Raw genomic sequence first — 19,592 nt, 5'->3', positions numbered from 1 at the left:
CATCTAATAACAAATGAACTGGATAACTGTAAAAGAATACGAAGATATTACGTATAAAAAATGTGACGGTGTAGCGCGTATCGCTTTCAATCGCCCCGAAGTGCGCAACGCTTTTCGCCCTAAAACTACTTCCGAACTCCTCGATGCCTTCAAAGATGCTTATGAAGATATCAACATAGGAGCCGTATTGCTCTCTGCCGAAGGACCTTCGCCTAAAGACGGCGTATGGAGTTTTTGTAGTGGTGGCGACCAAAAAGCACGTGGTCATCAGGGATATGTGGGTGACGATGGTTACCACCGCCTCAACATCCTCGAAGTGCAACGCCTTATTCGCTTTATGCCCAAAGTGGTGATTGCAGTAGTCCCTGGTTGGGCAGTGGGAGGCGGACACTCATTGCACGTGGTATGCGATCTTACCCTTGCCAGCAAAGAACACGCTATTTTCAAACAAACCGACGCCGATGTAACGAGTTTTGATGCTGGTTATGGGTCAGCTTATCTCGCCAAAATGGTCGGACAGAAGAAAGCCCGCGAAATCTTCTTCTTAGGGCGCAACTATTCTGCTCAAGAGGCTTTCGAGATGGGAATGGTAAACGCCGTAGTCCCTCACAGTGAGTTAGAAGCTACCGCTTTTGAGTGGGCGCAAGAGATAATGACTAAATCGCCTACCTCTATCAAAATGCTGAAATTCGCTATGAACCTCACCGATGATGGTATGGTAGGGCAACAAGTATTCGCTGGTGAAGCCACCCGTTTAGCGTATATGACCGATGAAGCCAAAGAAGGACGCGATGCTTTCCTCGAAAAACGCAAACCTAACTTCGAAAAGAAATGGATTCCTTAAGAATTTGCTAATTCAATATTATGACTGAAAAATTTACCTTAAAAGAAGATGCTCAAGGCAATAAAAATCCTATATTGCCAGAGGGAGTGAAAAACTACCTCATCGACATTGATGGTACGGTAGGCGAGGATATCCCCAATGAAGAACCCGAGCGAATGGCTACTGCTGAGGTATTTCTCGATGCTCTAGCACAAGTAAACAAATGGTATGACGAAGGTCACGTGATTTACTTTTTCACCTCACGCACCGAAGCACACCGCAAAGTTACTGAGCAATGGCTCAAAAAGCACGGCTTTAAGTATCACGGCATCATCTTTGGCAAACCTCGCGGAGGCAACTATCATTGGATAGACAATCACATCGTAAAAGCTACCCGCTATAAGGGCAAATTCACCGATTTTGTCCTCAAAGAAGAAACCGTAGAAGTGTTTAACGATTAGTGCGAGCCGTCTTTCACTGGCACGAGCTTGTAGCTCGTGCCTATTCTGTCCGACTTGTCTGACTTGTCCTATAAATCTCTAATAACACCACAAAATGAAAGAAACTGTTAAAAACAAGATTAAAAAATGGTTACTTGAGATTGATCGTCAAGAAACCTTACCTAATGATATTGTTGCACTGAATTTCAACATCTCCGAACCTTACGAATTGGAGCTTATAGGCTCTTCTTCGTATGATGATGAAGACCCCGATTGGGCTTGTGAAGACGATTTTGTACCCGAAGACTGCTTTTTACCTTTAGATGAAATCCCTGAAGAAGTACATTGGGAACAAGCCCTCTCAATGATTACCGAAATCCTTAAAGAAATAGTAGCCGAAAACAGTATCAAACTTTTTAACGTAGTACAACATATAGCCGTAGGTTTTGTAGATGGCGATTTAGAAATCGTAAAATAAACTACAGCATTTCGCTGGCGCGAGCTTGTAGCTCGTGCCAAATTACCAAATTACAGCCCGTGCGGCTCGCACCAAATTAGATTATTATGATCCCAACAATGGCAGAACTCTCAGCCCGCGGCGAAACCCCCGAAGTACTCTTCTGGGTAGGCTGTGCTGGTAGTTTTGACGACCGCGCCAAGCGCATTATCAAAGCCTTTGCTCATCTCTTGCAAAAAGCAGGGGTGCGCTTTGCCGTACTCGGCACCGAAGAGAGCTGTACCGGCGACCCTGCCAAGCGTGCAGGTAACGAATTTCTCTTCCAAATGCAGGCAATGATGAATATCAAAGTGCTGAACAGCTACCATATTACTAAGATAGTAACCGCTTGTCCACATTGTTTCAACACTCTTAAAAACGAATATCCTGCCTTAGGCGGACACTATGAAGTCCTCCATCATACCGAATTGCTCAAAGCTTTGGTGCAGGAAGGCCGACTTACTATTGAGGACGGTGCTTTTAAAGGGAAACGCATTGTCTTTCACGACCCTTGTTATCTGGGCAGAGCCAACAAGGTGTACAATGCCCCGCGTGAACTCTTACAAAAACTTGATGCTGATTTGGTAGAGATGAAGAGTTGCAAGGCACGTGCTCTTTGTTGTGGAGCAGGAGGCGCTCAGATGTTCAAAGAAGCTGAAAAAGGCGATAAGGATATCAATGTTTTGCGCACTGAACAAGCCCTTGAAGTGCACCCCAATATCATCGCTACCGCTTGTCCGTTTTGTAATACTATGATGACTGATGGTATAAAGACAAAAAACAAAGAAACACAAGTAAAAGTATACGACATCGCAGAATTACTTGACAATAGTGAAAAATGAAGTTCCTTCTGCTCTATGAAATCCTCTACGTCCTACTGATAATCGTTATTTGTTTGCGCATCGTGTGGGACACCCGTTCGGTGAGTAAAGCCTTAGCGTACTTGCTCTTGGTTATTTTTGTGCCTATATTGGGAGCTATCTTTTACTTCTCTTTTGGTATCAACTATCGCAAGCATAAAATATACCACAAAAAGCTCACTATCGACCAATCCTTTCGTCAGCGATTAGAACATATCTATCCGCAGATACGTGCCCATCTAAACTCGCTTGATACTGCCTTCATCACTCCCTATGAAAAGAGTTTACGTTTCCTCTCGAACATAGAAGAACGCCTCTCTATTATCCCTAACGAAGAGGTGAAGGTGATATGCAACGGCGAAAACCTCTTCCCTGAACTACTCGATACCCTACGCGCAGCAAAGCACCATATTCATATAGAGTATTACATCTACGAGAATGACCACATAGGCAATGCCATTAAAAATATCCTTATTGAGAAAGTGCGGGCAGGGGTAGAAGTGCGCTTTATTTATGATGATTTCGGAAGTCAAGGCATTCGCAAGAATATAGTAAAAGAACTCTTAGCTAATGGCGTGCCTGCTTTCCCTTTTTACAAAATCAACTTTGTAAAACTCGCTAACCGTATGAACTACCGCAACCACCGCAAGATAGTGGTGGTGGACGGTTATACCGCTTTCGTAGGAGGCATCAACATCAGTGATAAGTACAACAACGATGAGCCTAATGCTCTCTATTGGCGGGATACTCACCTAAAAGTACGAGGTTACTCAGCTCACGTATTACAAGCGGTATTCTTACAAGATTGGAATTTTTGCAGTGAGGAAAACGTAGCTATCGATGCGCCTTACTTCCCCATAGTCACACAGCCCTACCCTACCGATTATTTTACACAAATTGTCTCTAGCGGTGCAGATTCTGACCTATCTAACATTCTCTTCGCTACCGTACAACTCATCTACGCTGCCAAGCGTGAAATCCTGATTACCACTCCTTATTTTATTCCCGACACTTCACTGCAAGAAGCCCTCATCATTGCGGCACTTAGCGGGGTAGAAGTGAAATTACTTGTACCAAAAGAAGGGGATTCGGTGTTTGTACATACGGCTAGCGAGTCGTTTTTTGAAGATTTGCTAAAAGCAGGGGTAGAAATCTACCGATACGAAAAGGGCTTTGTACACGCCAAGACTTTTGTGATAGACGGCGAAGTAGCCTCAGTAGGGACAGCTAACCTCGATGCACGCAGTTTTGACCTTAATTTTGAGGTGAATGCCTTAGTGTACAACAAAGAAGTTGCAGGTGATTTGCGCAGGATTTTCTATAAGGATTTGGAAGACGCAAGTTTGTTAAGGTTAGAAGCGTGGGAAAAGCGGAGTAAGTTCAAACAGCTTATAGAACGTATCGTGCGGTTGTTTTCACCCTTCTTGTAAGACAAAAAAGGCTTCCTTATAGGAAGCCTTTCGTTGGTCTACTAGGACTCGAACCTAGAATAACAGAACCAAAATCTGCTGTGTTACCATTACACCATAGACCAATCACATTTCATTTTTGCGGTGCAAAGGTACTGCTATTTTTCTAATCTGCAAATTTTTTAATAGTTTTTTTACGAAAAATATATTAGAAACAAATAAAATACTTTATAATTAAGCAGTTAATCACAGTTCTTTCCTAATAGTATTCTATTTTTTAACAAGTAAAAGCACTGAAACTTTTCCTTTCTTATCCCCTCATCTCAGTAACACTCACTAAAAAGCCTCATTGCTGTGCAATGAGGCTTTTTTATAATATTTATCATTATTACCTATTAAAATAAAGTGTTAATATCAGAATTACTAATGAAGTAAAGAATCCTATAAGCCATTGTATAAAGATACGATTCATCTTAGCAAAACCGTCTTTCATTTCATTTTGTAAATCTGCTCTTAATGCTACAATCTCAGTACGCAATTCGGCGATATCTTGTTTGTATTCAGAGCGTAGCTCTGCAATATCTTGTTTAAATTCTGAGCGCAACTCAGCAATATCTTGCTTGAGTTCTGAGCGCAACTCTGTTATTTCAGTATGTAACTCTGCAACATCTTGCTTGAGCTCTGAACGCAATTCGGCTATATCCATTCTTATTTCTGCTATTTCTTTATGAAATTCTGTTTTAGTTACTAAGTTATCAATATTTGCCTTTACGCGTTCATCAGTAAATTTAGAAAGATAACTGGCTAATGCTGCAGCTCCTTCCTTACCTATTTTTTCACTTACAGTATCGTATAATTGTATGAGTTCAGTTGTCATAATTCTGTGTGTATTATTTTCGGACAAAGATAATAATTTTTATCTACATAGCAAATGCTAATTATCAATTCGCCACGTTTCTTCTACTTCCCAGTTGGCGCGAAGCTCTATGAGTTGCGGGAAATACCAGACTCGCTCAGGCTGTCGTTGTTCAAGGAAACTACCTGTGTCCCACTCTCGGTTAGCATTCTTGTCCTCTATCAGCCGTAAGCGGAACTTACTGGGGTTTACGTTCTCGAACACATATTGCTCTTGTGGTTTTTCAACATAAAGCTCTCTCACTACTTCGGTAGCTTTTTCGTTGGTGAGTTGCAAAATAACAGGGTATTGCAGGGTCTTCTCATCGGTGTTGAGGTGTAGCTTAAAAATGGCTACTTCTTCGAGTTTTTTGGTATGTAGGTTTACTTTTAGCGTATCGTTCGTATGTCCAAAAAAGTCGGTGAGCGCATTAGGAAGTGCTTCTATGCGGTAGGTCTCGTCGTTCTTTTTATCGAATAGCACATAGTATTCTAAGCGATTAGGCGCTAATTGTGTTTTAAACGGAACAGCTACTGCCGTAGAATCTTTGCCTGCAAACACTTTTAGCTTAGTGCTATCGGTCTTTACTATGGGGATATTACTCCTAAAACCAAAGTCTTTGTACATCGGCAAATCACCTGAAAAAAGGTTCTCTATCTGCAAACTGTCGTTTTTCATTTCCTTTATACGGACTTTAAATGTATCAATTTTTTTCTGTTTTGCTACTGTAAATACCAAAGAATCCTTCTGTTTAGGGCTATACCATAGGTTGAGCGTATCTTTCTTAGGGTCTTTGGAGACGATATACTTAAAATCTTTACTCACCGGTGATATGGGCTTGATGTTCACACTATCGGTTTTACCTTCGAAGCCAAACTGTATGTGGTTGCCCGCCACTTGTGTAGGGCGGTGTGCTTTATAAGGAGGTACTTCTTTGAACAAGCGCAATTTGGGGTAGAAACCTTGTGGATTCCCCTTTAAATAGGCGACGGTGATAGGTTCTTCCATAAAGGCAATTTTGTCGTCTTTGGGATTGAACAGATAGTTCGCACTCTTCTCTTTCAGTGCAATGAGCTTGTATTTGCCTTCTTTAAGGTATTCGAGCACAAAGCTATCGAGACTATCGAGCGTATTGGTGACGTAAGTAGGTTGCGTTTTATACACGAGCGAATCGTTATACTGCTCGTTATAGGGGTAGAGCATCACCGTTACAAAGTTATCGGGTTTAGGGGCAATAGCATCGGCAATATCACCTTCATACCAGAGCGAGTCGAGCGCATCGCCAGTGGAAAACACGTATTTAAAATCAGGCAAAGGATTGCCTTCGTTGTAATCCTGAATACTATTACCGAAGTTCAACACGTAGGTAGTATTGGGTTTTAGGGTATCGATAATGTTTATTTCCAACCATTTCGAAGCTGAAGTAGGCGAAATAATAGGGAAGGTTTTCATCGGAGGGGAGATGATAAGCTGTTTGCGCACATCTTTGGTAACCACAAACTCATCGAACTGCAAACGTATTTTCTTGCCGTGGAACTTCATTGCTCCCGACCTTGGCACCGACTGCAAAAGGACAGGTGCAGTAGTATCTTTGGGACCTCCTGTGGGCGAACCACGACGGGCGCACTGCCACAGCAGTAAGGCGATGAATATAGTGAGCAGTATGGGGAATCTATGTTTCATATAATGAGTTACAAGGTAATTTTTTGCAAAAGTAGTAAATAATTAGTGAATTGGCAAATTCAGCAAATAGTGCACTGACAAATCTATTCATTAATAAAAATGTTAATACTTGTTAAATGCTTGTGTTTTTTTTAGTTATAAGAGCTGAGTATCTTAAAACTTTTTAAAAACTATAAATATATAATAGTCAATACATTGCCTTTATTTTTATATTTTACTTTTTAGCTACTTTAACCGAAGGTAAGACGAACCTAAGGCGAATCTAAACCGAAGCTAAGGCGAAGGAAAGGCGTTAGAAAACTGAATATCAGATGGGTAAAAAAGGATGATTTTTTTTTGAACAAAATGCAGGTAAAAGTGTTTTTTTAACAAAAAAACCACAAAGTATTCCATCTGCAAATTGTCTATTCTGTTAAAGTGTTGCTTTGTATCCAAAGGCTATCTATAGCTATTTTGCCAAAAGCCGACTTATCATCTGCTAAGCTACTATATTGTTCAAATGACACCTCAGGGGTAGTGAGTAGGCGTTTTTTGGTCTGTATAGCCTTAAAATACTCCGTTTTACGCTGTTGCCATAGAGCCCAAAAAAGCGATTTATAACCGTAAATACTCGTAAGAATTTTATTTGTTTCCTTGTTAACTACGGGAAAATAAGCATAAAACAACGCAGGATAATGCCTATATTTCTCGGTAGTAGGTAGTAGGTATTATGGTTATTGGTTTATAAAATCTTGTTCTTCTTTGGTAAGTAAAAACTTGGCTTCACCTTGTTTGTGAGGGGTAACGTATTCAAAGAAAGGTTTTCCTACGTCTATTCTATCATTCTTTTTTATTTGTCCTTTTGTTACTCCTGTACGCAAGAAAGATTGCTCTATTTGATAGGTATATACTTTACTTAGAATTTCAACAGTCGCTTTTGCTCCCACAGAAAAAGAACTTAAAAGCAATTTATTTTTATAAGGGGTAAAAGTAATTTCCCAAGTAGCCTGTTCTGTAGTTGATGTGTAAGGTATTTTTGATTTTCTTGATAATCCTGAGTTGGTAGAGGGCTTTTGACTGAAAATAATTTTCCTAATAGCATTAGTACTATTATCAAAATAAATAACAGAATTAATGAGAATTAGGTCTAGTTTTGTAAAATCAGCATCAAAAGTTACAATAGTATTTTCTTTGTTCTTTTCTACTTTTTTAATGTTGATACTTTTAGCATTATATAAAAACACCAAATACGGGTTTAAGTGAAGGTACATTATAAGAGTTTTTTGCTCTAAAGTTAATTCATTAGATACATCTTCCTCACTGCTCATTATTTTAGCATAATCAGTATTCTTGAGCTGTATCTGTAAGAATTTGCTTAAAGGTTCTTTAAAATGAAAAATATAATTCTTAGTCCACCAGTCTAACTGTATTTGATACAAGCGGATAATATGACCATCTTTAAGCGTTTTCTCTCTATATGTAGTCTCCAATATCTTAGTTTTGGTGTCATATAATTTAAAGTAATTATTTATCACATATTTGATTTTCTTCTTCAAATCAAAATTATACAGTACTACTTCGTCAAGTTGTATTTCCTGAGGATTGAGATAGACAGTTGCTTTAGTAAAGGTTTTATCTGTAAAAATCTTTTTGGTAGCATAGCCTATATGGCTTAAGGTAAGCGTATCATTTTCTACGGTAATTTTTGCCTTACCTTCCTCGTTAGTAATAGTGCCGTTAAGCGTGTTGGTATAATACACTTCGGCATTAGCAATAGTTTGTTTAGTAGTGGCATCAAGTAGAATAAGCTCAGCTACTTGGGCAGGTAAGGTAGTAGCTGTGAATAATAGGATAAGGAATAGTGTTTTCATTTTATTATATTTTTGCGCCAAAGATAGTAATAATTAGTAAATAATATACCCTTACACGACAAGCTTTTGCTAAATATCCCTATACCCTAAAAACTATGGTCTATGCTTTATTGAACTTGTCCAATGCAAATCCCTTTCCCTCTACTGTACCTTTGCTCCCGAAAAACAAATGGTATAAAGTTACGAACTCACCAAGCAAAAAGATTTTCCCGAGTTTCTCAAAACCCAAAATCATAAACTGTCTACCGTACTACTGTTGCCCGTACGGCTCGCACTTGCCTGTGTGGCTCACACTGCCTATCGTGTTGCGATCTACGGCTTAAATAAGAAAAAAGCTCCTATAATAGGAGCTTTTTCTGAAAGAACTTTCAAACACAAATACAATGTAAAATCTAACTAATATGTGAATTCTATTGTTTTTACTTCTTTACCGTTTTCCTTTACAGTAGCTTTAAGAGGATATTCAGTTTTAAAGTAACTATAAGTGGTTTCTTGCTCGTAACTACGTCCTGTTGCACCAGAATCCTTTACCGTTTTCTTGGTAATGTTATTTCTAGCGTATTGTTCATCTAAGAATACTTCGGGGTGAGTAGCTCTATAAGACAAATGCAAAAACCAAGGATTGGTTCTACCATCATACTGGTAGGTTGTTACCGAAGTTTTATTACCTGCCGTGTGAGTGTGTTCTCTTACTGTTCCGTTGTAGTTCAACACATAAGTATCTGTAGCAGTAGTGGTAGCGGTACTCTTCACTCCACTCGTTTCAGTGTATTCGCTTGTTACAGCCTTTATCTCATCGCGTACTTCACGATTGTAGTCTACCACTGTATACTTAGTTACATTAGCCGATAACTTTTCACTTTTAGTATGTTTTTTTAACCTGCCACCATCATACTCATACTCATCTACGGTTGGTAAACTCTCTTTGCCTACCACAGTAGTTGTTTTCTTAAGCAAGCGTCCTCTTTCACTGCTATACTTATCATACACAACTTCCTCTTTTTTCACATTGCCTTCTGTATAAACCGTTTTGATAGGAAAAGTACCGTCATACGAAGTCTCGTACACTTTTTCCACAGTTCTGCCGGTGCCATCTGTCACTTTTATTGTGTGTTTGCGTACCAATCCTAATACATTTTGTACATACTCAAAAAGTTGCTCAGTAGTTTGTGTTTGGGTACCTTGTGCAGGTAGGGTCGTCTCCACTATCTTATCTGCAAAATAGATAGGATCTGAAGGTGGTAAATCGTCGCCTTTATCACAAGCTGTGAATAAGCCAACTGTCGAAAGTAATAAAATAACTCTTTTCATTGTATATAATTATTTTGAAGATTATCTATGTTTGTAATGCTCGTACTTTCTAGAATCCGTGCGAGTCTTTCCAAGCCAAAGACTTATACGCTATTTTTAATATGTGTGCCGTGTTACACTCCTTATAAAATAACTATTGTGCTAAAACACTGCAAGACACACTTGTTTACATCATATTTATACTAATTCTACTATCAAAAATCTTGCCATAAAGCACTTTTCCTCCTAAAAACAACCTCTTTTTAACATTTATTCGGTATACCCCAAGCCTTCTTTCACCGTTTTTTAGTAACTCCGGCAATTTCTACCTCTTTTTACCTTTTACTCACATACCCAACTGTAAGCCCTCACTAACTTTACCTTTCCTTTTACGCCTGTGCGGCTCGCACTTTTTACCTGAAAATAGGCGCTTTCACCCCTTCTCCAAAGCAAATATCCCCCGTAAATACAACCGCTTCGTCCCATAAACCTTCGTCGATAAACTGTTGTAATGTATAAGCCCCTCCTTCCACAATCATACTTTGTAAATTCATTTCATACAGTTTAGCACAAATTTGTTCCAAAGGTTTATGCTTAAAATCTATCGTAAAAAATCAGTGTGTATCATTTCCGGAACAGACGTCTCTTCAGTAAAAAACAAAGTAGTTGTACGGTCGTTCCATACCGCAAATTCCTTCGGACTACGTAACTTCGGGTCAATTATTATCCTCACAGGGTTGCGCCCATACCAGCTACGGCTGTCCAACGAAGGATTATCCGCCAATACCGTTCCTACTCCCACCACAATACCCTGTTCCTCAGTGCGCATTTGGTGTGCTGTCTGGCGCGCATAAACGTCGCTAATCCAGCGCGGAGCAACCTCCTCTTTATGCAGGGGAGCTATAAACCCATCGTGCGTTTCAGCCCATTTCAGGATAATATAAGGGCGATGTTTTTCGTGAAAAGTAAAAAACCGCTTGTTCAGTTCCCTACATTCAGCCTCACACACCCCCACTGTCACCTCACACCCTGCATTGCGCAGTTTTTCAATCCCTTTGCCGTGCACTTTCGCAAAAGGGTCGGTAGTGCCAATCACCACCCGCCCTATCTTGTGAGCAATGATAAGGTCAGCACACGGAGGCGTTTTCCCAAAATGGCAACAAGGCTCTAAACTCACGTAAATCGTACTTTTCGGTAGCAGACTCTTATCCTTCACCGAGGTAATCGCCCGCACCTCAGCGTGTGCCTCACCCGCTTTCTGGTGCCACCCCTCCCCTATGATATGCCCTTCGTATACGATAACACTACCTACCATAGGGTTCGGATAGGTACTTCCTAAGCCATTATAAGCCAACTGAATGCACCTACGCATATACCACTCATCAATAGTTAATTCTGAGGTTGTCATAAGAAAAAAAATAACTTTTGGTGCAAAGATAATAAAATAACCGCTAAGTATAAAAACGACAAAATGTTTTATACAATTTTAACAATTCATAACCCATTGAAAATAAACTATCTATATAGCATTTCTATATCTATCTTCCAAGATTCGTATAAGCTTCCTATAAGCTTTCTATAAGCTAAGTACACTTTTTCCATAGTTTCCTTTCATCTCGGTATTTTCCGATATTATTCTAATTCCTTTTGATATCTTCCGAAAACCCCAATAAGTTACCCCTCTGGCATTATTTAGTTTTTGGGTACTTCTGGCATTATTGGCATTATTGGCATTCTTCGCTTTTTTTGGTATTAAAAATTAATTTCGTACCTTTGCCTCCTCATTAACCATTAACCTCTAACCACTAATCATTAAAAGCAATATGCCTCATTATTTCTCTTCCGATTTTACACTCGGAATCCTTGGCGGAGGTCAGTTAGGCAAGATGCTCCTTACCGAAACCCGCAAGTTCGATATCACCACCAAGGTGCTCGACCCCTCCCCCGATGCTCCTTGTCGCATTGCCTGCAATACCTTTGTGCAAGGCAACCTTACCGACTTTAATACCGTGTATAACTTTGGTAAAGACGTAGAAGTACTCACCATCGAAATCGAAAACGTAAACGTAGAAGCCTTAGAGAAACTACAAACCGAAGGGGTAAAAGTATATCCCAGCCCTCAAACTATCAAGAATATCCAAAATAAAGCCACTCAAAAACAGTTTTATGCCACTCACGGTATCCCTACCGCTCCTTTTCAAGTCTTTCAAAATACCGAAAGTCTGAAAAAGGCAATCAATGAGCTACAGCTCACTTTACCTTTCGTGTGGAAGTCAGCACGCTTCGGGTACGACGGTAATGGCGTGAAAATCGTCCGCCAGCTCACCGACTTAAATCTTTTACCTAACGACCAGTGCATTGCCGAAAGCTTAGTGCCTTTCAAAAAGGAATTGGCAGTAATCGTAGCTCGTAATGCAAAGGGTCAGGTGTGCACCTACCCTGTGGTAGAAATGGAGTTCCACTCCGAAGCCAATCAGGTGGAGTATGTGCTCTGTCCTGCGCGTATTGAAGAGGCTGTCGCTCAAAAAGCACGTACTATTGCAATACAAGTAGCCCAAGCTTTTGAAGTAGTAGGACTCTTAGCCGTCGAGCTCTTTCAAACAGAAAACGATGAGATTTTGGTAAACGAAGTCGCTCCTCGCCCACATAACTCAGGGCATTACAGTATCGAGGCAGCTTATACCAATCAGTTTGAGCAACACCTGCGTGCTATCTTAAACCTGCCCTTAGGAAGTACCGAAAGTAAGGTCGCAGGCGTAATGGTGAATCTTGTAGGAGCAGAAGGCTATCAAGGAAAGGTAGTGTATGAAAACATCGAACAGATAATGGCAATGGAAGGCGTAACCCCCTATATCTACGGCAAAAAAGAAACACGTCCTTTTAGGAAAATGGGACACGTAACCATTGTAAACCCTAATATCAACAAAGCACGCCAAATAGCCGAACAAGTAAAGAACACCATACGCGTAATCGCCTAACTTTTCACTATTCACTCAATCTATGGGAAGCAAAAACAAACTCAAACGCTTTGAAGAAAATAAAACCTTTGCCAATGTAATCCAACCTTCACGCGAAGAGCTCCTTAACGGTGCTTTTGCCTATAAAGGTCGGTGGAACGAACTCTTTTTTAAGAACAATCACCCTATTGTCTTAGAATTGGGTTGTGGTAAAGGCGAATACTCAGTGGGCTTAGCCAAACGCTACCCTCAGAAGAATTTTATAGGTATCGATATCAAAGGAGCACGCTTTTGGCGAGGTGCTAAAACTGCTACTGACGAAAATATTACTAATGTAGCCTTCTTGCGCACCCAAATAGAACTCATCGAATGTTGTTTTGCCCCTGAGGAAGTAAGCGAAATATGGATTACCTTCCCCGACCCTCAAATCAAATACAAGCGCACCAAGCACCGCCTTACAAACGCCGATTTTCTAACGCGGTATCAGCATATTCTTGCACCTGAGGGTTATATCCACCTAAAAACCGATAGTGAGTTTATGCACGGCTATACGCTAGGATTGTTACACGGAGCAGGGCATAAAGTACTCTATGCCAATCACAACATCTATAATAGCGACGGTGTACCCGAAGAAGTAACCGAAATTAAAACCTTTTATGAGCAGTTCTATTTGGAGCAAAACAAACCTATTACCTACATTCGCTTTCAGATAAGAGCCCTACATTAATTCCCCCCTTTGTAGGAAGCCAGCGAAAGCTCACAGCTGAGTATGTGACGAACCTCAACCGAAGAATCATCAAATAACCATTAATCATTGATTATATTATCCAATGAAAAAGAATATTATTTTAACGTACATTTATCTCACCTTTGCGATATGCTTCGCAATCATTTCTTGTGATAAGCATAATAATACTGAGGAGATTCCGCAAAAAGAAAATCCTAAAAAAGAAGAACCTAAAAAAGGAGACAGTTCTTTATTAGCTTATTCCAAGCCTTTCTATCTCTTTACAGAAACTAAGGCTTATGAAATGACTAAGCAAGAAAAAGACCCTTACTTAAAGAAACTCTATTACCAAATAGCTGCTACTCCCACAGCTGAATGGTTCGAAGGCGTAAAAGCCTTCGACGATACTACCTTAAAACGCCTCATCGAAGGCGCAAAGGCACAACAAAAAACACCTATCATCACACTCTACGGCATTCCTTATAGAGATTGTGGTTCGTATTCAACTGGAGGTCATAAAACGGCTGCTTCTTATAAAGCGTGGATAAATCGCACCAGTGCTATTATTGGCAAAACCCCTATAATAGTGATTGTAGAACCCGATGCCCATAACTTTTGTTTAAAGAAAGGCTGGAAATACAACGATGCAAAATACAAAGAACGCGCTGAACTCCTCACTTATGTAGGAAAAACTTTTGCTGATAACAACCCAAATGCGTTGCTGTATTTGCATATTGGCGGAACAGAACTCAAACAAGAAGAAGCTGCCCAAGCGGTAATAGATGGCGGTATCCGGTATATGCGTGGCTTTGTTACCAACGTCGCCGACCATAGAGGGACTCCTCGGGCTGAAAAGTGGAGCGAAGAGTTTGTACAAACGCTCCAAAAGAAAAACTTAGGCACAAAATACTACGTGATAGACACCTCCCGCAATGGTATCGATAGCCCTAAACAAACCAATAAGGCTTATTATTACAGTTGTAACAATTTTAACGCCGCTTTAGGAGTACGCCCTACCACCAAAACCTCTGCTCCTCACGCCGACGCTTATTTGTGGATTAAACATCCTGGCTTATCCGATGGTACTTGTGCCAATGGCGATCCTGAAGCAGGCTCTTGGTATCCCGCAGTAGCAAAATCATTAGTGCAAAAAGCTATTGAAAAAGGAATTATAGAAGAATGGAAAGTCCCTAACAACTTTTAAATTATCTTACTAAATAACTATGTTACATTCTCAAATTATAGGCGAAGGTACTCCCTTCATTATCCTGCACGGCTTTTTGGGTATGTCAGATAACTGGCGTACTTTGGGGCTCAAATATGCCGAAGCGGGCTTTCAAGTGCATTTAGTAGACCAACGCAATCACGGTCGTAGTTTTCACAGCCCCGATTTCAGCTATCCTCTAATGGCACAAGATTTGCTTGTATATGCTAATGCTCACGGATTAAAAGTCTTTCACCTGATGGGGCATTCTATGGGAGGCAAAACAGCAATGCTTTTCGCTACCGAACACCCCGATAGAGTGCTTTCTCTCATCGTTGCTGATATGTCGCCTAAATACTTTCCTGAGCATCACGGAGCTTGTTTACAAGGTTTAGCGTCCTTAAATTTCGATGTGATACATTCACGTGCCGAAGCCGATAAAGCTCTTTCGGCTTATGTAAGCGATATAGGAGTGCGACAGTTCTTACTGAAAAACCTTTATTGGGAAACCAAAGACCGATTGGGCTTGCGCCTGAATCTCCCTGCTTTAATTGAGAATGAAAGCGAGATAGGTGCTGAACTCCCCGATAGTAACGTGTTCGAAGGTAAAACACTCTTCTTAAAAGGAGAGTATTCTGAGTATGTGATGCCCGAAGACGAAGCCCTTATTCGCACTCACTTCCCGCACGCTATTATCGATACAGTGAGCAAGGCAGGACACTGGTTACACGCTCAAAACCCTACTGAATTTTACAATAAAACCATACATTTTCTATGCGATACTTTATAAGCCTATTCATCTCCGCAACCCTTGTTTTTGTATTGGGCTACCTAAATGTAGGTGCTCATATCGAGAACTTCTTTACAGCCCTCGTGGTAGCCTTTGTGCTCTCACTTCTCAATGGTATTGTACGCCCTATATTAGAGTTCATTGCCTTCCCTATTACCTTTATGACTTTTGGGCTCTTTTTATTTATCATCAACACTGTAATTGTGCTCCTGGCAAGCAAATTAGTAGGTGGCTTTGTAGTACACGGCTTCTGGGGCGGACTGATGTTCAGCACTTGCCTTTCGTTAGCTCAGGCATTAGCTCTCGCTCCTTTTGGAAGAGTAAGAAACTAATTATTGCCAAAGTTGAAGTCACTCAAAAAACTCATCTTTCTTCAACTCTTAATTCTTAACTAAAATCCTCGTCTTTAAACCCTACCAAGTACACCCTTTCTTTAGCACGAGTGATAGCCGTATAAAGCCATCGCAAGTAACCTTCATCTATGATATCATCAGGTAAGTAAGGTTTTTCCACAAACACGGCGTCCCATTGCCCCCCTTGACTCTTATGGCAAGTTATCGCATACGAAAACTTCACCTGCAAAGCATTGAAATAAGGGTTTTCTTTCACTTTCTGATATCTTTTATAAGCCGTAGGTTCATCAGCGTAATCAGTGAGTACTTCTTCATAAAGCTGATTGCTTTGAGCCGGTGATAAGACAGGAGCTTCACTGTTTAAGGTGTCTAATAATATAACCGTATCAAACGGAGGCACTTCGGGATAATCAATAAGCTGAGCCGATACCTCAGCAAAGCGGAAACCATAGGCTTCTGTAAAGTCATAAAGTTGTAATACCTCTATAGTATCACCATTGGCAATAAAACTTACTTGCGAATTATCCTTACACCAAAAGTAATTATTCTTAACCACCATTAGCAAGTCTCCGGCAGCTATTTCGTCTTCAACGTCTAAAATTACCCTGCGTATTTGGTTGTTCCAAGCCACCGCGCGCTTGTTGGAGCGCACTATCACCGTAGTTTCTTCTGAACCATAATCGTCATACGCCTCACTGATAGCGTCTTGTATTTCAGCTCCGTCAGTAAGTCGTATTATATCAGGGTGATGATTTATCTTAAAAGCGAACTGTTTTTCAGCAAGTGAAGAAAAGATATGTTTGCGCAAACGAGTAGCATTGCGCAATATGCCCGACTTCCGTCGCTGGCGTACCACCTCAGTAAGCGTAACCGTGAGTACTTCTTTTTGAAACTGATATTCTAAATAAGGAATATTGAGTGCAGGACTTTCGAGGGTATTAACAGGAGGCAATTGCGCAGTATCGCCTATAAGTAATAGTTTGCAGTTTTTCCCAGAATACACAAAGCGCATTAAGTCGTTTAATAATGAAGGGCGCTCAAAGAGTTGATAGTCGTTATCAGCAATCATCGAAGCCTCATCTACTATAAATAAAGTATTTTGGAGCTTATTGGCACGCAGTTTGAAGGATACATCAGTACCATCAGCTTTGGAGTAATAAATATATTTGTGAATAGTGAAAGCCTGTCTTTGGGTGAAATAGGTCATCACTTTGGCTGCTCTACCGGTAGGTGCTAATAACACCGATTGGTGGTTTATGAGCGGTAAAGTACGGATAAGACAGTTGGTGATAGAAGTTTTTCCGGTTCCAGCAAAACCTTTTAGTAAAAAAAGTTTATCAGAAGCATCTGCTGAGAACAGATATTCTGTAATCTTTTGTAAAGCAATATCTTGCGAAGGAGTAGGCTCGTGTTTAAAGGCACTAATAAGGGCACTAAAAAAGGCTTTTTCGTTCATAATAAAAACAGTTCTGAGAGCAAAATTATAAAAAAAAGTTAAAATAATTTTTCTGTTTCAAAAAAAGATTGTAGTTTTGCGCAATACCAGTCAAGAAAGTTATTATTAATTTATAGAATTAAAACGATGAAAAAAATTGTAACTATTGCATTTTGGGCATTAGGTTTAGTATTTTGCTACCTAATTTACAGGTCTATCACAGGCCCTATTGAGTTCAAAAAAATTAAGGAGGAACGCTACACCGAGGTAATTAAGAAACTGAAAGATATCCGTGCAGCGCAAGATGCTTATTTGAGACTCAACGGCAAATATGCCGATAATTTTGATGAGCTTACTAAGTTTATCGAAACTGCACAATTTACTATTACTTCACAACGCGACACAAGCTGGAATGCTTTCGATGAGACTTTTAAAATTACGGTAATGCGCCAAGGTGTAGTTATTGATACTTTGGGGCACGTATCAGTAAAAGATTCATTGTTTAAAAACGATAATCGTTATTTGCATTTGCGCGATTTACCTCCTATCAAAGGTAAAATTCCTGGTCAGTTTATAATGAAAACAGGAGAAATTACCGACAAAAACAATGTAAAATCTTCCGTTTTTGAAGCGTATGTGCCTAAGAGAGTGGTGCTACAAGGTCTTGATGAAGACTTAGTAGAAAAAGAAATTGCAAAAACATCGGTAGAAGATGTAAGAGGTCCTAATATTAAAGTAGGTTCACTCGAAGAGCTTACTGTAAACGGTAACTGGCCAACTTCTTATGACGCAAAAATTGCAAAGCAATAATCAGTTTAAAACGTACTTTAAGGAATTGTCCATTCAAATAAACTTGGATGGACTTTCTTTTTGTGTGTTTAACCCTGTGCTCCTGTGTGTAGAGGCTATTTATAATTTTCCTATCAACTTCAGCTATAAGAGCAAAGAAGATATCGATAGGCAAATCTATTTTGTGATACAAAGTGAAGACGACCTCCGCCAAGATTTCGATACTATTAAGGTTTTACACAATACCCCTTCCTTTGCTTTTATCCCACAGTCTCTTTACGGCGGAAAAGACGAAATGCTGGAATACCTCAAATACAGTATAGATGTATCGGAGGCGGAACCCTATACCGTGGAAATTGATAGAATCATATCTATTGAAACGGTGAATGCTTATTTGCCCAATACAATAGTAAATAATTCACTACTTTCTTATTACGGTAGGTTCGACTACCAACACTTTGCTACCTCACTACTACGTATGTTCCTCAAACACTACTCTTCGCACGCTTTCGAAGTGATGTATATCTATGCCGAAGTAGGCTCTTTTTACTTTGTAGTGTTTAGAGGTAAAAAACTGTATTACTTCAATAGGTTCAGTTATGAAACTATTGAAGACTTCTTGTATTACATTCTTTTCTCTATTGAGCAATTGGACATTGATACTGAGCAAGTGCCTCTTTATATCACAGGGGAAGTAGAACCTACAGCACTGTTTTATAATAAGGTAAGGCGTTATGTGAGGTATATTTACCTCCTGAAATACCATAAGGAACATTTTGCTGCAGGAATGGACGAAGAGCTCATTCGTCGGAATTTTGTGCTCACCCAATCTTTTTAACCTATTGCTATGAAATTTTTGAACATATTGCGCAATACTTTTAAACTATACCAAAGTACTTTCGGAGTGCACCTTTTGGGCTCTCTTATTTTATTTACAGTAGTGTTTTTAGTTTACGCTTCTCTTATTACTACTATCTTCGGAATGCCTTTAGAGGATATCATAGCTCTGCAAAGCAACCCCGAAAAGCTCATCGCTTTAGTCAGTAGCCGGAGTTTTGTTATTAAATTTTGGTTCTTCTCGTTACTTGTAGATGGCATCATTACCCCTTTTACAGCAGGTATTTACAAGAACTACGCGACGGTAATCCAAGGGGAACGCGCTACTTTGAGCAACCTATTCACTTATTATCGCGCTCCTGAAACAAGTGCTATTTTAAGCCACGTTATTCTGCAAATGTGCCTTAAAACTTTTATATTAGTAGGCTTTTCTGCCGTAGGAACGTACTCGTTAGGACTTGCCTTTAACACTATCATCTCGTTAGTATTTGTGCTCACTATCCCGATTATTATTTTGAAAAACAAACCTCTTTTCAAGGCTATGGGAGAGAGTTATAGAAGAATAATGCTCGCACCTTTCACTGCCCTTATCATTACCTTTTTGGGTTGTGTTTTTGTGTTAGCAGGCTTTCTTTCTTTTGGTATAGGTATTGTAATTACCTTCCCGATACTTTTTGGAAGCATTTTCAGTATATATCTTTCAATAAATAAAAGGTAAATAGTAATTTTCTGCTACAATTTAGGCTACTTTTAC

The 19,592-nt window shown here is 39.8% G+C and carries 19 protein-coding genes, 1 tRNA gene and 1 pseudogene; 13 read left to right on the top strand and 8 right to left on the bottom strand.

What is annotated here, in order from left to right:
* Window positions 1-13 precede the first annotated feature (13 nt).
* The 5 genes from C3V44_RS10080 to cls all read left to right on the top strand — a co-directional run bounded on the left by C3V44_RS10080 (window position 14) and on the right by cls (window position 4,049).
* The gene (locus C3V44_RS10080) at window positions 14-844 is read left to right on the top strand and encodes a 1,4-dihydroxy-2-naphthoyl-CoA synthase (RefSeq protein ID WP_106096376.1); all 831 of its coding nucleotides are present in this window, start codon (window positions 14-16) and stop codon (window positions 842-844) included.
* Window positions 845-864: 20 nt separating this feature from the next.
* Window positions 865-1,284 carry a phosphoheptose isomerase gene (locus C3V44_RS10075; RefSeq protein ID WP_106096375.1) on the top strand — a complete coding sequence of 140 codons (420 nt, stop codon included), beginning with the start codon at window positions 865-867 and terminating at the stop codon, window positions 1,282-1,284.
* Between the two features lie 94 nt (window positions 1,285-1,378).
* Window positions 1,379-1,741, top strand: coding sequence for a hypothetical protein (locus C3V44_RS10070; protein WP_106096374.1), 363 nt, complete (start codon window positions 1,379-1,381; stop codon window positions 1,739-1,741).
* A gap of 86 nt (window positions 1,742-1,827) precedes the next feature.
* Complete coding sequence (locus C3V44_RS10065) at window positions 1,828-2,601, top strand: (Fe-S)-binding protein (RefSeq protein ID WP_106096373.1); 774 nt, start codon at window positions 1,828-1,830, stop codon at window positions 2,599-2,601.
* Window positions 2,598-4,049, top strand: a complete 1,452-nt coding sequence (gene cls / locus C3V44_RS10060) for a cardiolipin synthase (protein ID WP_106096372.1) — start codon at window positions 2,598-2,600, stop codon at window positions 4,047-4,049. Before C3V44_RS10065 ends, cls begins: the two co-directional genes overlap by 4 nt.
* 33 nt (window positions 4,050-4,082) lie before the next feature.
* Here the strand turns inward: cls and C3V44_RS10055 are convergent.
* The 7 genes and pseudogenes from C3V44_RS10055 to ribD all read right to left on the bottom strand — a co-directional run bounded on the left by C3V44_RS10055 (window position 4,083) and on the right by ribD (window position 11,154).
* Window positions 4,083-4,153, bottom strand: a tRNA-Gln gene (locus C3V44_RS10055).
* Window positions 4,154-4,416: 263 nt separating this feature from the next.
* A complete protein-coding gene (locus C3V44_RS10050; protein WP_106096371.1) occupies window positions 4,417-4,905 on the bottom strand; it encodes a coiled-coil domain-containing protein in 489 nt (162 codons plus the stop codon).
* A gap of 57 nt (window positions 4,906-4,962) precedes the next feature.
* Window positions 4,963-6,606 (bottom strand): Ig-like domain-containing protein, encoded by a 1,644-nt coding sequence (locus C3V44_RS10045; RefSeq protein WP_106096370.1) that lies wholly within the window; start codon window positions 6,604-6,606, stop codon window positions 4,963-4,965.
* Between the two features lie 404 nt (window positions 6,607-7,010).
* Window positions 7,011-7,271 carry a hypothetical protein gene (locus tag C3V44_RS10040; protein ID WP_106096369.1) on the bottom strand — a complete coding sequence of 87 codons (261 nt, stop codon included), beginning with the start codon at window positions 7,269-7,271 and terminating at the stop codon, window positions 7,011-7,013.
* Window positions 7,272-7,319: 48 nt separating this feature from the next.
* Entirely contained in the window at window positions 7,320-8,456 is a 1,137-nt protein-coding gene (locus C3V44_RS10035) for a carboxypeptidase-like regulatory domain-containing protein (RefSeq protein ID WP_106096368.1), read from the bottom strand.
* Window positions 8,457-8,852: 396 nt separating this feature from the next.
* Window positions 8,853-9,767, bottom strand: coding sequence for a hypothetical protein (locus C3V44_RS10030; RefSeq protein WP_106096367.1), 915 nt, complete (start codon window positions 9,765-9,767; stop codon window positions 8,853-8,855).
* Window positions 9,768-10,159: 392 nt separating this feature from the next.
* A pseudogene (gene ribD, locus C3V44_RS10025) lies at window positions 10,160-11,154 on the bottom strand (bifunctional diaminohydroxyphosphoribosylaminopyrimidine deaminase/5-amino-6-(5-phosphoribosylamino)uracil reductase RibD).
* A gap of 415 nt (window positions 11,155-11,569) precedes the next feature.
* Here ribD and purK point away from each other — a divergent pair.
* From purK to C3V44_RS10000, 5 genes are all read left to right on the top strand, one after another.
* Window positions 11,570-12,724 (top strand): 5-(carboxyamino)imidazole ribonucleotide synthase, encoded by a 1,155-nt coding sequence (gene purK, locus C3V44_RS10020; protein ID WP_106096366.1) that lies wholly within the window; start codon window positions 11,570-11,572, stop codon window positions 12,722-12,724.
* Window positions 12,725-12,746: 22 nt separating this feature from the next.
* Complete coding sequence (trmB, locus tag C3V44_RS10015) at window positions 12,747-13,430, top strand: tRNA (guanosine(46)-N7)-methyltransferase TrmB (protein WP_106096365.1); 684 nt, start codon at window positions 12,747-12,749, stop codon at window positions 13,428-13,430.
* A gap of 103 nt (window positions 13,431-13,533) precedes the next feature.
* Window positions 13,534-14,634: a glycoside hydrolase family 6 protein gene (locus C3V44_RS10010; RefSeq protein ID WP_106096364.1), complete on the top strand. Its 1,101-nt coding sequence runs from the start codon at window positions 13,534-13,536 to the stop codon at window positions 14,632-14,634.
* A 19-nt stretch (window positions 14,635-14,653) separates the two neighbouring features.
* Window positions 14,654-15,424, top strand: coding sequence for an alpha/beta fold hydrolase (locus tag C3V44_RS10005; RefSeq protein ID WP_106096363.1), 771 nt, complete (start codon window positions 14,654-14,656; stop codon window positions 15,422-15,424).
* The gene (locus tag C3V44_RS10000) at window positions 15,409-15,756 is read left to right on the top strand and encodes a phage holin family protein (protein WP_002673862.1); all 348 of its coding nucleotides are present in this window, start codon (window positions 15,409-15,411) and stop codon (window positions 15,754-15,756) included. Before C3V44_RS10005 ends, C3V44_RS10000 begins: the two co-directional genes overlap by 16 nt.
* A gap of 55 nt (window positions 15,757-15,811) precedes the next feature.
* Here C3V44_RS10000 and C3V44_RS09995 read toward each other — a convergent pair whose 3' ends face one another.
* Window positions 15,812-17,233 carry an ATP-dependent RecD-like DNA helicase gene (locus C3V44_RS09995; RefSeq protein ID WP_106096362.1) on the bottom strand — a complete coding sequence of 474 codons (1,422 nt, stop codon included), beginning with the start codon at window positions 17,231-17,233 and terminating at the stop codon, window positions 15,812-15,814.
* 126 nt (window positions 17,234-17,359) lie between these two features.
* Here C3V44_RS09995 and C3V44_RS09990 point away from each other — a divergent pair, with 126 nt between their 5' ends.
* From C3V44_RS09990 to C3V44_RS09980, 3 genes are read left to right on the top strand one after another with little or no spacing between them, the layout of a single operon-like run.
* The gene (locus tag C3V44_RS09990) at window positions 17,360-18,022 is read left to right on the top strand and encodes a hypothetical protein (RefSeq protein WP_002673865.1); all 663 of its coding nucleotides are present in this window, start codon (window positions 17,360-17,362) and stop codon (window positions 18,020-18,022) included.
* Window positions 17,997-18,839, top strand: a complete 843-nt coding sequence (locus C3V44_RS09985; RefSeq protein WP_009410305.1) for a DUF3822 family protein — start codon at window positions 17,997-17,999, stop codon at window positions 18,837-18,839. Before C3V44_RS09990 ends, C3V44_RS09985 begins: the two co-directional genes overlap by 26 nt.
* Window positions 18,840-18,848: 9 nt before the next feature.
* The gene (locus tag C3V44_RS09980) at window positions 18,849-19,556 is read left to right on the top strand and encodes a beta-carotene 15,15'-monooxygenase (protein WP_106096361.1); all 708 of its coding nucleotides are present in this window, start codon (window positions 18,849-18,851) and stop codon (window positions 19,554-19,556) included.
* Window positions 19,557-19,592: the final 36 nt, after the last annotated feature.

Source organism: Capnocytophaga sp. oral taxon 864 (assembly GCF_002998835.1).
GTDB classification, from domain to species: domain Bacteria; phylum Bacteroidota; class Bacteroidia; order Flavobacteriales; family Flavobacteriaceae; genus Capnocytophaga; species Capnocytophaga ochracea.
This window is presented reverse-complemented; position numbering and strand designations above follow the sequence as displayed.